The organism is Kitasatospora cheerisanensis KCTC 2395, from assembly GCF_000696185.1.
Taxonomy (GTDB): Bacteria; Actinomycetota; Actinomycetes; order Streptomycetales; family Streptomycetaceae; genus Kitasatospora; species Kitasatospora cheerisanensis.
This window is the reverse complement of the sequence record NZ_KK853997.1, coordinates 4,447,043-4,459,667: the sequence shown is the minus strand read 5'-3', so window position 1 is coordinate 4,459,667 and position 12,625 is coordinate 4,447,043. Positions and strand designations below refer to the sequence as shown.

General features: G+C 71.9%; 15 protein-coding genes. 7 read left to right on the top strand and 8 right to left on the bottom strand.

Annotation, left to right across the window (positions count from 1 at the left end; translation table 11 throughout):
- Position 1 precedes the first annotated feature (1 nt).
- Entirely contained in the window at positions 2 to 448 is a 447-nt protein-coding gene (locus KCH_RS20345; protein WP_035864897.1) for a Fur family transcriptional regulator, read from the bottom strand.
- Between the two features lie 79 nt (positions 449 to 527).
- The gene (locus KCH_RS20340) at positions 528 to 1,112 is read right to left on the bottom strand and encodes a heme-binding beta-barrel domain-containing protein (RefSeq protein WP_035864895.1); all 585 of its coding nucleotides are present in this window, start codon (positions 1,110 to 1,112) and stop codon (positions 528 to 530) included.
- A 253-nt stretch (positions 1,113 to 1,365) separates the two neighbouring features.
- Between KCH_RS20340 and KCH_RS20335 the strand changes: the two genes are divergently transcribed.
- Positions 1,366 to 1,728 (top strand): DsrE family protein, encoded by a 363-nt coding sequence (locus tag KCH_RS20335; protein ID WP_035864894.1) that lies wholly within the window; start codon positions 1,366 to 1,368, stop codon positions 1,726 to 1,728.
- 11 nt (positions 1,729 to 1,739) lie between these two features.
- Here KCH_RS20335 and KCH_RS20330 read toward each other — a convergent pair whose 3' ends face one another.
- The 5 genes from KCH_RS20330 to KCH_RS20310 all read right to left on the bottom strand — a co-directional run bounded on the left by KCH_RS20330 (position 1,740) and on the right by KCH_RS20310 (position 4,811).
- The gene (locus tag KCH_RS20330; RefSeq protein ID WP_035864893.1) at positions 1,740 to 2,018 is read right to left on the bottom strand and encodes a DUF3099 domain-containing protein; all 279 of its coding nucleotides are present in this window, start codon (positions 2,016 to 2,018) and stop codon (positions 1,740 to 1,742) included.
- A 62-nt stretch (positions 2,019 to 2,080) separates the two neighbouring features.
- On the bottom strand, positions 2,081 to 2,371 hold the full coding sequence (locus KCH_RS20325) for a DUF1416 domain-containing protein (RefSeq protein ID WP_035864892.1): 291 nt from the start codon (positions 2,369 to 2,371) through the stop codon (positions 2,081 to 2,083).
- Positions 2,372 to 2,410: 39 nt separating this feature from the next.
- Positions 2,411 to 3,244: a sulfurtransferase gene (locus KCH_RS20320; protein WP_035864891.1), complete on the bottom strand. Its 834-nt coding sequence runs from the start codon at positions 3,242 to 3,244 to the stop codon at positions 2,411 to 2,413.
- Between the two features lie 518 nt (positions 3,245 to 3,762).
- Positions 3,763 to 4,434: an LmeA family phospholipid-binding protein gene (locus KCH_RS37605; protein WP_051653269.1), complete on the bottom strand. Its 672-nt coding sequence runs from the start codon at positions 4,432 to 4,434 to the stop codon at positions 3,763 to 3,765.
- A gap of 113 nt (positions 4,435 to 4,547) precedes the next feature.
- Positions 4,548 to 4,811, bottom strand: a complete 264-nt coding sequence (locus tag KCH_RS20310; RefSeq protein ID WP_035864890.1) for a MoaD/ThiS family protein — start codon at positions 4,809 to 4,811, stop codon at positions 4,548 to 4,550.
- 585 nt (positions 4,812 to 5,396) lie between these two features.
- Here KCH_RS20310 and KCH_RS20305 point away from each other — a divergent pair.
- The 6 genes from KCH_RS20305 to KCH_RS46660 all read left to right on the top strand — a co-directional run bounded on the left by KCH_RS20305 (position 5,397) and on the right by KCH_RS46660 (position 10,728).
- A complete protein-coding gene (locus KCH_RS20305; protein WP_035864888.1) occupies positions 5,397 to 6,128 on the top strand; it encodes a response regulator transcription factor in 732 nt (243 codons plus the stop codon).
- 139 nt (positions 6,129 to 6,267) lie between these two features.
- Positions 6,268 to 7,320 (top strand): LacI family DNA-binding transcriptional regulator, encoded by a 1,053-nt coding sequence (locus tag KCH_RS20300; protein ID WP_035864887.1) that lies wholly within the window; start codon positions 6,268 to 6,270, stop codon positions 7,318 to 7,320.
- A 64-nt stretch (positions 7,321 to 7,384) separates the two neighbouring features.
- Positions 7,385 to 8,431 (top strand): S1C family serine protease, encoded by a 1,047-nt coding sequence (locus KCH_RS20295; protein WP_157032126.1) that lies wholly within the window; start codon positions 7,385 to 7,387, stop codon positions 8,429 to 8,431.
- Between the two features lie 73 nt (positions 8,432 to 8,504).
- On the top strand, positions 8,505 to 9,281 hold the full coding sequence (locus KCH_RS20290) for a response regulator transcription factor (protein WP_035864884.1): 777 nt from the start codon (positions 8,505 to 8,507) through the stop codon (positions 9,279 to 9,281).
- A gap of 59 nt (positions 9,282 to 9,340) precedes the next feature.
- Positions 9,341 to 9,916 (top strand): hypothetical protein, encoded by a 576-nt coding sequence (locus tag KCH_RS46665; protein WP_341865394.1) that lies wholly within the window; start codon positions 9,341 to 9,343, stop codon positions 9,914 to 9,916.
- Positions 9,904 to 10,728, top strand: a complete 825-nt coding sequence (locus KCH_RS46660; RefSeq protein WP_341865393.1) for a HAMP domain-containing sensor histidine kinase — start codon at positions 9,904 to 9,906, stop codon at positions 10,726 to 10,728. Before KCH_RS46665 ends, KCH_RS46660 begins: the two co-directional genes overlap by 13 nt.
- 55 nt (positions 10,729 to 10,783) lie before the next feature.
- Here the strand turns inward: KCH_RS46660 and KCH_RS20280 are convergent, their stop codons facing one another.
- The gene (locus tag KCH_RS20280; protein WP_035864883.1) at positions 10,784 to 12,592 is read right to left on the bottom strand and encodes a bifunctional metallophosphatase/5'-nucleotidase; all 1,809 of its coding nucleotides are present in this window, start codon (positions 12,590 to 12,592) and stop codon (positions 10,784 to 10,786) included.
- Between the last annotated feature and the right edge of the window lie 33 nt (positions 12,593 to 12,625).

Here is a 12,625-nt window from a genome sequence, read left to right as displayed (position 1 = left end):
CTTACGACCGGCCGTCCTCCGACTCGGCGGTGCAGTCCGCGCAGCGGCCGAAGATGGCGAAGTGCTTCAGGTCGGTGTCGAAGCCGTGCTGGGCGCGCAGGCTGTCGATCAGCGGCGCGGCGATCGCGGTGTCGGTCTCGGTGACCCGGTCGCAGTCCCGGCAGACCAGGTGCAGGTGGGTGTGCCGGCCCGCCAGGTGGTAGGTGGGCGCGCCGTGCCCGAGGTGGGCGTGCGAGACCAGGCCGAGCTCCTCCAGGAGCTCCAGCGTCCGGTACACGGTGGAGATGTTGACGCCGCTGGCGGTGCGCCGGACCTGCGCCAGGATCTCGTCCGGAGTGGCGTGGTCGAGCACGTCGACGGCCTCCAGCACCAGCTGGCGCTGCGGGGTCAGCCGGTAGCCGCGCTCGCGCAGGTCGGCCTTCCAGTCGGTGGTCTCGGTGTTCGCCACTGGTGTCCCTGCCCGTTGAGAGGTCGTGCCGACCAGTGTAGGGACCGACCGCCGGGTCGGTCCCCCACTCGCACCGGGCTCAGCGGAAGAACGCGATCCCGTCGTCCGGGAGGTCGTTGACGTCCTTGATCAGCTGCGCCGGGTTGAGCACCTTCTTCAGCTGCGCCGACATGTACGGCCGCAGCGGCACCTGCGGGGCGGCCTTCTCGCCGACCCACAGCAGCTCGTCCTTGACCAGGCCGAACAGCCGCTTGCCGCCGCTGTACGGGGCCGCGCCCTCGATCCGGGCGACCGCGTCGGTGGCCAGGTCGATCTGCGGCTTGCCGTCGTGCAGCTTGCCGTACCAGATCTCCACGGTGCCGTCGTCGCGCACCGAGGAGACCTCGATCTCGCGCTCGCCGCTGGTCCCGTGCTGGTTGCTGGTCACCCGCCAGAAGGCGTGCTCCATCTCCAGCGGGCGGACCTTCTCGCCCTGCTCGTCCAGCACCCAGGTACGGGAGCGGAACTCCAGGAAAGGCCGTCCGTCGTGGCGGAAGACGATCTCCTGGCCGAAGTTGCACTTCTCGCTGCCGGGGAAGTCATGGACGCCCGCGCCCTCCCAGGTACCGAGGAGGAAGGCGAGCGGGACGACGTCCCGGTGGAGGTCGGAAGGAATCTCGATCATGGTCCTGGCTGCTGTCGTCGGACGGTTACCGGATCAACCGTACGGCAGGCTCAGCGCTGGCCCTGGTAGAGCTTCATGACGGAGAAGATGGCGAACCAGGTGATCAGCACGGCCATCAGAGCCAGCAGGCTGTCGAAGAAGATCTCAAGACCGGACACGGTGCGCTCCCAGGGGCGGGTTCGACGGACGTACGGGGCTTTCCACTACGGCCGGGAGTCTATCGGGCGGCCCCCGCGCCCGTAGTCTCTGGGGCATGTCGAAGAACCTGGTCATCAAGGTCACCGCCGGTGCGGACGCGCCGGAGCGCTGCTCGCAGGCCTTCACGGTCGCCTCGGTCGCGGTCGCCAGCGGGGTGCCGGTCTCGCTGTGGCTGACCGGCGAGTCCGCGTGGTTCGCGCTGCCCGGGAAGGCCGCCGAGTTCGAACTGCCGCACTCCGCGCCGCTGCCGGACCTGCTGGAGGCGATCCTCGCCGCGGGCACCGTCACCCTGTGCACCCAGTGCGCGGCGCGCCGGGGCATCGCGCAGGCGGACGTCATCGAGGGCGTGCGGATCGCCGGCGCGCAGGTGTTCCTGTCCGAGGTGATGGCGGACGACGCCAAGGCGCTCGTCTACTGAGCCGCCGGCCGCTAGCGGTCCTCGGGCGGCTCGTGGTCCGGCCGGTCCCGGTCGTGGCCGCGCTGCTCCCAGTGCGGGTCGTCCCAGCGCGGGTCGTTCCACCAGTCGTCGTCCTTGTCCCGCCGGTTGGCGAGGACGGCGGCCAGCGGCGGGATCACCATCGCCACCAGGCACAGGCCGATCGCGGCGCCGACCGAGAAGAACCGCACCACGCCCCAGGCGAGGACGAACAGCCCCAGGCAGACGCCCATCATCACGAAGTAGCGCACGTGCCGCCGGTGTGCCTGCACGGTTCCAGGGTAGGCCGAGGGCCCCGGCCGTCGTAAGACGTCCGGGGCCCTCCGTGCGGTCCTCAGACCGCGATCGCGACCTCGGTGAACTCGCCCTGGGTGGCGACCACCTGGCGGTCCACGGTGGCGCCGGGCACCAGGGCCCGGAGGGTCCACTTGCCCGGGCGGGCGAAGAACCGGAACTGCCCGGTCGCCGAGGTCGGGACCTCGGCGGTGAACTCGCCGTTCTCGTCGAGCAGCCGCACGTAGCCGTTGACCGGCTCCTCGTTGCGGGTCACCGAACCCTGGATGATCGTCTCGTTCGCCACGTCAACTCCTGCCAGGTCCGGGCCGCCGGCCTTCGCACCGCACATGTCTGTTCTCCCTCTTCCTTGCTTCGCGCGAGCCGGAGCTCAGTTGCCGAGCTCGATCGGCACGCCGACCAGGCTGCCGTACTCGGTCCACGAGCCGTCGTAGTTCTTGACGTTCTGCTGGCCGAGCAGCTCGTGCAGGACGAACCAGGTGAGCGCGGAGCGCTCGCCGATCCGGCAGTAGGCGATGGTGTCGGTGGCCAGGTCGACGCCCTCGGCCTCGTACAGCGCCTTCAGCTCGTCGTCGCTCTTGAAGGTGCCGTCGTCGTTGGCGTTCTTCGCCCACGGGACGTTCTTGGCGCTCGGCACGTGGCCGGGGCGCTGCGACTGCTCCTGCGGGAGGTGGGCCGGGGCGAGCAGCTTGCCGGAGAACTCGTCGGGCGAGCGGACGTCGACCAGGTTCAGGGTGCCGATCGCGTTGATCACGTCGTCGCGGAAGGCGCGGATCGAGGAGTCGGCCGGCTGCGCGGTGTACTGGGTGGCGGCGCGCTCGGGCTGCTCGACGACCAGCTCGCGGGAGTCCAGCTCCCACTTCTTGCGGCCGCCGTCCAGCAGGCGGACGTCGCCGTGGCCGTACAGCTTGAAGTACCAGTAGGCGTAGCTGGCGAACCAGTTGTTGTTGCCGCCGTACAGCACCACGGTGTCGTCGTTGGCGATGCCCTTGGCGGACAGCAGCGCCTCGAAGCCGGCCTGGTCGATGAAGTCGCGGCGGACCGGGTCCTGCAGGTCCTTCTTCCAGTCGATCCGGACCGCGTTGCGGATGTGGTTCTTGTCGTAGGCGGCGGTGTCTTCGTCGACCTCGACGACGACCACCTTCGGGTCGTCCAGGTGGGCCTGGACCCAGTCGGCATCGACCAGTACGTCGCTGCGGCTCATGTGCTGTTTCTCCATCCGGGGGCGGTTGGCGGAAGGCTGCTGGAGGGTGTCCCGGGCCGCGTTGTCCGCACACCTGTCCGCATGCTGGGACGGCGTGAGGTGCGGCTGAGCCGGGAGGGGTGAATCGGAGAGGTGCTCGTCGTTCCCGACGCACCGGTGCGAAACTGCTACCGGTTCGCGGCGTCGGAACGGGGCGGGCGTGCCGTGACTGGGGTCAGGACCGCCCGGTCAGCGCATTCGACACAGGCAGCTCGACACGCGGCAGTGGTCTACCGCCCGCCGCTTCGTGAGGTCCGCCTGTCGCTTCATGACGACGATGCTAGGGACTCCGAAGGGGCGCTGTCATCATCGTGTCGAATAGTGAGACCCGATCACTCGAATCCTGAGATTTGCCGATTTTCCATCGCGTCCCGCCGGGCCCGGGCCCCGTGCGGGGACCGGGCGAACCGGCGGTGCGACGGATTCTCCGGACGGCGCTGGACAGCGCGTCTCGCCCAGCGGACGGTCGGACGGTCCGCTCAGTGCCCCAGCGTGGTGCCCGCGGCGACGGTGAAGCGCAGCCGCACCCCGCCGGGCTCGGGGGTGGCCTCGGCCAGCGAGAGGCCCTTCGGCAGGCCGGTCAGGCGGAACCGCTGGGGCTTCAGCCGGTCGCCCGCCAGGCCCTTCAACGCCGAGGCAGCGCCGGTGAGTTGGAGGTTGTCCACGACCACGTCGTTGCCGTCGGCGTGCAGCTTGCCCTCGATCCCGCCGCCGGGCATCGCGGCCTTCACCTGGCCCGGGCCGGCGTACTCCAGGCCGAGCAGTCCGCCGCCGGCCAGGAACTTGGACAGGTCCTTGTAGTCGACCACGCCCTGGCCGTCGCCGTGCCCGACCGTCACGCCCCGGTAGGAGTCGGTGAACTTCACCCGGGACAGGCTGGCCCGGAAGGCGTGCACCGTCACCCGGTCCTTGCCGTCGGTCAGCGTCATCCCGTCCGAGGTCAGGTCGACCTCGTCCAGCTCGCCGGCCACCGCGCTGGTCAGGAAGGGGATGTCGCCGATCTCGACGTCCGGCTTGGTGGTCATCCAGCCGGAGGAGACCGCGGCGTCGGCGGCCTGGTCCTCCGCCACCCCGACGGCCACCCGGTCGGCGGCGACCAGCAGGCCGCCCACCACGCCGAGGCCGATCAGCAGTTTCACCGCGCCACGCATCGCACTCCCCCTGAGACGGTCCGGCGGGCCGCTCCGTCGACGGACCTGCCCCGGACATGAGGACGATCGCACGGACACCCGGGTTCCGGTGCCGCTCTCCGCAGAACCCTCGCTCAGCCTCCGGCGAACGGCGGCAGCACCTCCACCGTGCCGCCCTCGGACAGCGCCACCGCGGCGTGCTCGCGGGTGCCCACCGGGTCGCCGTCCACCAGGAACGAGCACATCCCCAGCACCCGCAGCAGCTCCGGCCGTCCGGCGTGCGCGGCGCGCACCGCGGCCAGCGCCTCGGCCAGCGTGGCGGCCAGGTACGGCTCCTCGGCGCGGCCCGCTGCGGCCTTGGCGGCGGCCCAGAACCGGACCGTCCCGCTGACCCGCACGGGTGAATCCGGCCCGGAACGGGCATCGGCGGTCGCGGTCACGGCTACCCCTCTCGACGGTCCTCGCCCGGAGCGGCGGCCGGCCCGGTGCGGACCCCATCATCGCCCCCGGTCCCCGCGACCGGGCAAACACACCAGGTCACCCCGGGGGCGCAAGGTGTCGTACTTCACCCCTCCCGGGCCCGCCCGAGGGACAGTGCGCCGCTCGCGCCTCTCCCGGGCGCGCGGGCGGTCGGCTATTCTCGATTCCGTAAGGGATCCGGGCAGAGTCGCCCCCGGGTCCTTTTGTGCTTTCAGGACGCCAGTTAGGACGTTCTTGCGAACGGTGCCCCACCCGCACCCGCCGCCGGACCGGCCCCGCCGCCGGCCGCACGACGACGTGCCGGCCCCGGCGGACAGAGCGGAGGGTACGCCGATGGACGAGGCACCAGCGGGACGCCGGGGGTTGCGGGACCCCGGCCGGCCACCGCCGCCCCGTCCGCCGCCGCCCCCTCCGGACTGTCGGCGCTCCCCCACCCTGTTCCGCGTCCGCCGTTCCCCTCGGCGGCCGCGACCGCGACGACCCGGAAAGGGGACTAACCGGGTATGAGTTCACTGCTCCTGCTGACCAACGCCCTGCAACCCTCCGCCGAGGTGCTGCCCGCCCTCGGACTGCTGCTGCACAGCGTCCGGGTGGCCCCCGCCGAGGGGTCCGCCCTGGTCGACACCCCGAGCGCCGACGTGATCCTGGTCGACGGGCGCCGCGACCTGCCGCAGATCCGCAGCCTGTGCCAGCTGCTGCGCTCCACCGGCATCGGCAGCCCGCTGATCCTGGTCGTCACCGAGGGCGGCCTGGCCGCCGTCAGCGCCGACTGGGGCATCGACGACGTGCTGCTGGACACCGCCGGCCCGGCCGAGGTCGAGGCCCGGCTGCGGCTCGCCCTCGGCCGGCTCCAGGTCGCCGCCGACGACTCCCCGATGGAGATCCGCAACGGCGACCTGTCGGTCGACGAGGCCACCTACTCCGCCAAGCTCAAGGGCCGCGTCCTCGACCTCACCTTCAAGGAGTTCGAGCTGCTCAAGTACCTGGCCCAGCACCCGGGGCGGGTCTTCACCCGGGCCCAGCTGCTCCAGGAGGTGTGGGGCTACGACTACTTCGGCGGCACCCGCACCGTGGACGTCCACGTGCGCCGGCTGCGGGCCAAACTCGGCGTCGAGAACGAGCAGTTGATCGGCACCGTGCGGAACGTCGGCTACCGCTTCGTGGTCCCCGAGCGGGGCGACAAGGGCGGCGACAAGGCCGAGCCGAGCAGAGCCGCTGCGACCCGCGAGCGCTGATGCCCCGTCGGGCGGAGCCGGGCGCCGCGGACCCGCGCCCGGCTTTGCCCGGATCGGTCCCGTTCGGTCCCGGAAACGCCCCGTCCCACCGGGCGCGACCCCGGGCCGAAGCGCCGAGCCACCCGCGTAGACTCCCCCCGTGGCCAAGGTGACGCGCGACGATGTAGCCCGACTGGCTGGGACCTCGACCGCGGTCGTCAGCTATGTGATCAACAACGGTCCCCGGCCGGTCGCCCCGGCCACCAGGGAGAAGGTGCTCGCCGCGATCGAGCAGCTCGGGTACCGCCCGAACTCGGTCGCCCAGGCGATGGCCTCCCGGCGGACCAACCTGATCGGCATGGTCGTCCCCGACGCCCGGCAGCCGTTCTTCGCGGAGATGGCGCACGCCGTGGAACGCGCCGCCTCCGAGCGCGGCAAGCTCGTGCTGATCGGCAACTCCGACTACGTCGACGACCGCGAGGTGCACTACGTCCGCGCCTTCCTCGGCATGCGGGTCTCCGGCCTGATCCTGGTCAGCCAGGGCCCCTCGCAGCGCGCCGCCGAGGAGTTCGCCGCCATGGAGGGCGCCAAGGTGGTGCTGCTGCACCGCCGCCCCGAGGCGATCGACGACGTCGCGGTGGTCACCGACGACGTCGGCGGCTCCGAACTGGTCGTCCGTCACCTGCTCGAAGTGCACGGTCACCCGTACGTGGCGTGTTTCGGCGGACCGGTCGAGTCGCCCGCCCCCGGCGACCCGGTCATCGACCACGTGGCCGGCTGGGAACTCGCCATGACCGCGCACGGCCTGCCCACCGAGCCGTACCTGATCGACGCCCCGTTCCACCGCTACGGCGCCTACCAGGTCGCGCTGGAGCTGCTCGCCTCCGACCGGCGGCCGCCGGCGATCTTCTGCTCCACCGACGACCAGGCCATCGGCGTGCTGCGGGCCGCCCGCGAACTCGGCCTGAAGGTCGGCACGGACCTCGCGGTGGCCGGCTTCGACGACATCCCGGAGGCCGGGTTCGCCGACCCGCCGCTCACCACCGTCGCCTCCGACCGGGACGCGATGGCCCGGGCCGCCGTCGACCTGGTCCTCGACGACTCGCTGATGGTGCCCGGCAGCGACACCGAACGGGTCCGCAAGTTCCCGTCGCGCCTGGTCGTACGGCGTTCCTGCGGCTGCACCGGCGAGGACGGCCGATCCCCGGCCTGACCAGGCTTTATGAGAAGCTGACACGCTTCTGGGGGAACTCGTACCGCCCTCTCATCGAACGTTCATGAAGCGGGCGGACCGTCGTCTCCATGAGCGACCAGCACCGCAGCACCCACGAGCCCCACCCCCAGGACGGCGGCGCGGGCTGGCTCCCGCCGACGCCGCCCACCGCCTTCGCCGCCCCCGACCCGGGCCCGACCTGCCGCAGCCCGCCGGCCACCGCGCCCGCCGCGGCCTGCTGAGGACCCGGCTCGCCCTGGTCACCGCCGTCGCCGCGACGGCCGCGCTGCTCGGCGGCGTCACCGGCGGCGTCCTGGCGGGCGACCGCGACGGCTCCTCCTCCGCCGCGGGCAGCACCCTGGTCCGCCCGGTCGCGGCGAACGCCAACGGCAGCGCGAACGTGTCGGCGATCGCCGCCGCGCTCTCCCCCGCCGTCGTCCAGATCACCGTCAAGACCGGCAGCGGAACCGCCACCGGCACCGGCGTGATCCTCACCGCCGACGGACAGATCCTCACCAACTACCACGTCGTCTCCGGCGCGGTGAACGGCGGCCGGGCGACCGTCACCTTCCACGACGGCAGGACCGCCTCCGCCACCGTCACCGGCACCGACAAGTCCCTGGACACCGCCGTCATCACCGCCACCGGCGTCAGCGGTCTGACCACCGCCGTGCTCGGCGACTCCGACGCCACGGCCGTCGGCGACTCCGTGGTCGCCATCGGCAACCCCGAGGGCCTCACCGGCACCGTCACCTCCGGCATCGTCTCGGCGAAGAACCGCACCGTGTCCGTGCAGGTCGACGAGGGCACCACCAGCGGCAACGGCGGCTTCGGCTTCCCCCAACTGCCCGGCACGAGCGGCTCCACCGCCGGCGGCGACACCGCCACCTACCAGGCCCTGCAGACCGACGCCGCGCTCAACCCCGGCAACTCCGGCGGCCCGCTGATCAACGCCGCCGGCCAGGTCATCGGCATCAACTCGGCCATGTACTCGGCCGACTCCGGCTCCACCGGCAGCACCGCGGCGGGCAGCGTCGGCCTCGGCTTCGCCATCCCGATCAACAGCGTCAAGCAGGTGCTGCCGCAGATGCAGGCCGGCAAGAACCTCTGACACCCGCCGGATCCGTCCCACCCGACGGACAATGGCCACGACCGCACCGGATCCAGAAAGGGCCCACGCGCCGATGACTCCCCCCGCCGACGACCGCACTTCTGCCGAGGCCCCGGGCGGCGGCGCCCGCGTCCTCGTGGTCGACGACGAACCCGCCCTGCGCGACGCGCTGGAATCCAGCCTCGCCTTCGAGGGCTACCAGGTCACCACCGCCACCGACGGCTACGAGGCGCTGACCGCCGTCGAACGCGAACACCCCGACCTGGTCCTGCTCGACATCATGATGCCCCGGATGGACGGCCTCACCGCCGTCCGCCGGATGCGCTCGCGCGGCGACACCGTCCCCGTCCTGATGCTCACCGCGCGGGACGCCGTCGGCGACCGCGTCACCGGACTCGACGTCGGCGCCGACGACTACCTCGCCAAGCCCTTCGAACTCGACGAGCTGTTGGCCCGGGTCCGCGCCCTGCTCCGCCGCAACGCGCTCGCCGCGGAGGCCGCCGCCCGCACCGCCGCCGACGAGGACGGCAGCGAGGTGCTGGCCTTCGCCGACCTGCGGATGAACACCGCCACCCGCGAGGTCACCCGCGACGGCACCCCGATCGAACTCACCCGCACCGAGTTCATGCTGCTGGAGATGTTCCTCTCGCACCCGCGCCAGGTGCTGACCCGCGAACAGATCCTGAAGGCCGTCTGGGGTTTCGACTTCGAGCCCTCCTCCAACTCCCTCGACGTGTACGTGATGTACCTGCGCCGCAAGACCGAGCAGCACGGCATGCCCCGCATCATCCAGACCGTCCGCGGCGTCGGCTACGCCCTGCGCACCGTTCCCACCGGCGCGGCGGCGTGAAGCCTCTCGCCCGGCTCACGGGGTGGTTCCGCGGCAGGTCGCTGCGGAGCCGGCTGGCCATGCTCACCGCTGCGGCGGTGGCGGTGGCCATCGCGGTGGTGGCGGTCTCCTGCTGGCTGCTGGTCCGGAACACGCTGTACGGGCAGGTCCGGGAGTCGCTGAAGAACGCGGACCCGCCCGGCGCGCCGAACCAGTTCCGGGTCGCCTGCGACACCTCGGCGGCCTCCGCGCTGGCCGCGGTCGTCGCGCAGACCGACGGCCGGCAGCCGTTCCACCAGAACAAGTACGACAACCAGTTCATCTCAGCGAGCGGAATGGTGTGCTTCCCGCTCCAGTCGACCCGGGCCATCCAGTACACCCAGGACGACCTCACCGCCTCCACCAACAACCGGCCGGTCTACCGCTCGGGCGAGTACGCCGACGGCACCCCCGCGATGGTGCGGATCTGGTCCACGCCCGCCACCATCAACGGCGAGCACGTCGTGCTGCTCACCGCCGTCTCCACCCGGGAGGTCCAGGACTCGCTCAACTCCCTCGCCCTGCTGATCACCGGCGTCGCCGGCCTCGGCGTCATCGGGGCCGGGTCGCCGGGCGGGTGGTGGCCCGGTCCGCGCTCAAGCCGGTGGACCAGCTGACCGACGCCGTCGAGCACATCGCGCGCACGGAGGAGGTGGGCACCACGATCCCAGTGAACGGCAGCGACGAGATCGCCCGGCTCTCCACCTCGTTCAACTCGATGTCGACCGCGCTCGCCAACTCCCGGGAGCGGCAGACCCGGCTGATAGCCGACGCCGGGCACGAGCTCCGCACCCCGCTGACCTCCCTGCGCACCAACGTCGACCTGCTGATCCGCTCCGACGCGCAGGGGCGGGCGCTCCCGCCGGAGACCCGGGCCCGGATGCTGGGCAACATGAAGGCGCAGATGCAGGAGCTGACCGTGCTGATCGGCGACCTGCTGCAGCTCTCCCGTCCGGACACCCCGAACCCGGAGGCGGTGCGCACCGTGGTGCCCTTCCACGAGACGGTGGAGCGGGCGCTCGAACGCGGGCGGCTGCGCGGCCCGGGGATGACCTTCGTGACCGAGGTGAACCCCTGGTACGTGCACGGCGATCCGGCCGCGCTGGAACGGGCGGTGATCAACCTGCTGGACAACGCGGTGAAGTACTCGCCGCCGTCCGGCACGGTCGAAGTGCGGCTGCGGGCCGGGCGGTTGACGGTCCGCGACCACGGGCCGGGCATTCCGGCGGAGGAACTGCCGTACGTCTTCGACCGGTTCTGGCGCTCCCCGTCGTCCCGTCAGCTGCCGGGCTCCGGCCTGGGGCTGTCGATCGTGGCGCAGACCGTGCACGACAGCGGCGGGCAGATCGCGCTCGGCCCGGCGTCGGACGGCGGGCCGGGGACGCAGGCGGTGATGGTGCTGCCGGGGCAGCCGGACGATCCGCGCTGAGGCAGCCGGAAGGGCGGGGCACCGGGGCGCCCCGCCCTTCCTGACGGGTACTGCGTCAGCTGGCGTCCTGGCCGACGCCGATGACCTTGATCCGGTTCTGGACCGGCGGGGCGATCGGGGCGGTGGCGGTGCTGTGGCCGCTCAGGTACGCGTTGAACAGGTCCAGGTCGGAGGCGCCGACGAGCTTGTCGGTGCCGGCCGCGAAGGCCGGGAAGCCGTCGCCGCCGCCGGCCAGGAACTCGTTGGCGGCGACCCGGTAGGAGGCGGCCGGGTCGACGGGGGCGCCGTTCAGGCGGACCGAGTCGACCAGCACGCGGGCCGCGCCGGCCTTGTTCAGGTCCAGCGTGTAGGCGAGGTTGCCGGAGATCTGCAGGATCTTCGGGGCGGCCTCGTTGGAACCGGAGACCTGCTGCTGCAGGACCTGGATCAGCTGGGCACCGGTCAGGGTCTTGACCTGCATCATGTTGGTGAACGGCTGGACGGTGAACGCCTCGCCGTAGGTCACCACGCCGTCGCCCTCACTGCCGGACGCCTTGTAGACCAGGTCCGAGCGGATGCCGCCGGGGTTCATGAACGCCACCTGCGCGCCGCCCTTGTCGGCGGGCGCGAGGCCGGCCAGCTGCGCGTCGGCGATCAGGTCGCCGAGCGGCTTCTCCAGGTCGGTGGAGCCGCGGCCGTTGATGTCGGCGGTGATGTAGCCGACGGCCCGGTTGGCGATCGGGGCGGACAGCTGCCGGTACCGGTCGATCAGGGTGGTCATGTCCGGCGCCTTGGCGACGTCGCGGCGCACGATGTGGTTCGCGGCGGTGACCGACGGGCGGACGATGCTGCCGGTGCGCTTGTCCAGCTTGAGGTCGATCTCGGTGTACAGGCGGCCGAACGAGGCGGCGCTGGTGACCGAGCGGGGCACGCCGTTCGGGTCCGGGATCATGCAGGCGTACGAGTTGTGGGTGTGGCCGGTGACGATCGCGCCGACCGCCGGGTCGAGGCGCTTGGCGATGTCCACGATCGGGCCGGAGATGCCGGAGCCGCCCGCGCCGCAGTCGTAGTTGTAGACGTTGCTGGCCGGCAGGCCGCCCTCGTGGATCAGCGCGACCACCGAGTTGACGCCCTGTCGCTTCAGCTCGGCGGTGTACTTGTTGATCGTCTCGACCTCGTTGCCGAACTTGAGGCCCTGCACGCCGGCGGCGGTGACGATGTTCGGGGTGCCCTCCAGGGTCACGCCGATGAAGCCGACCTTCACGCCGCGGACGTTCTTCACCCAGTAGGGCTTGAGCAGCGGCTTGCCGGTCTTCTCGTTGGTGACGTTGGCCGCCAGGTACGGGAACTCGGCGCCCTCGAAGGTGCGGCCCTCCTCGTAGCAGCCGTCGGTCGGGTGGCAGCCGCCCTTCTGCATGCGCAGCAGCTCGGCCGAGCCCTCGTCGAACTCGTGGTTGCCCACCGAGGTGACGTCGAGGCCGATCTTGTTCATCGCCTCGATGGTCGGCTCGTCGTGGAACAGGCCGGAGATCAGCGGGCTGGCGCCGATGATGTCGCCGGCCGCGACGGTGACGCTGTTCGGGTGGCCCTTGCGGGCGTCGCGCAGCGAGGTGGCCAGGTACTCGACGCCGCCCGCGGGGGTGGCGACGACCTTGCCGGTGGCCGGGTCGATCTCGTTGACGGCGCCGGACGAGCCCGCCGGCGGCTCCAGGTTGCCGTGCAGGTCGTTGATGGCGAGGAGCTGCAGGTCCTCGTACTTGGGCTTGTCCTGGCCGTGCCCGTGGGCCTCGGCCGTGGCCGGGAGGGCCATCGAGCCGAAGAGGGCGGCGGCCGCGGCGACCGCGAGCGCGGTCCTGCGGCGGCCGGTGGAACCGGAAATGGGCATGAGGGTCCCCTGCACCGTCGGGGCCGCGACGGA

What these genes read in the sequence shown, in the direction of transcription:
- KCH_RS20340 (WP_035864895.1), bottom strand. Translation starts at nt 1,112, where the DNA reads ATGATCGAGATTCCTTCCGACCTCCACCGGGACGTCGTCCCGCTCGCC.
- KCH_RS20335 (WP_035864894.1), top strand. Translation starts at nt 1,366, where the DNA reads ATGTCGAAGAACCTGGTCATCAAGGTCACCGCCGGTGCGGACGCGCCG.
- KCH_RS20325 (WP_035864892.1), bottom strand. Translation starts at nt 2,371, where the DNA reads ATGTGCGGTGCGAAGGCCGGCGGCCCGGACCTGGCAGGAGTTGACGTG.
- KCH_RS20320 (WP_035864891.1), bottom strand. Translation starts at nt 3,244, where the DNA reads ATGAGCCGCAGCGACGTACTGGTCGATGCCGACTGGGTCCAGGCCCAC.
- KCH_RS37605 (WP_051653269.1), bottom strand. Translation starts at nt 4,434, where the DNA reads ATGCGTGGCGCGGTGAAACTGCTGATCGGCCTCGGCGTGGTGGGCGGC.
- KCH_RS20305 (WP_035864888.1), top strand. Translation starts at nt 5,397, where the DNA reads ATGAGTTCACTGCTCCTGCTGACCAACGCCCTGCAACCCTCCGCCGAG.
- KCH_RS20295 (WP_157032126.1), top strand. Translation starts at nt 7,385, where the DNA reads ATGAAGCGGGCGGACCGTCGTCTCCATGAGCGACCAGCACCGCAGCAC.
- KCH_RS20290 (WP_035864884.1), top strand. Translation starts at nt 8,505, where the DNA reads ATGACTCCCCCCGCCGACGACCGCACTTCTGCCGAGGCCCCGGGCGGC.
- KCH_RS46665 (WP_341865394.1), top strand. Translation starts at nt 9,341, where the DNA reads ATGCTCACCGCTGCGGCGGTGGCGGTGGCCATCGCGGTGGTGGCGGTC.
- KCH_RS20280 (WP_035864883.1), bottom strand. Translation starts at nt 12,592, where the DNA reads ATGCCCATTTCCGGTTCCACCGGCCGCCGCAGGACCGCGCTCGCGGTC.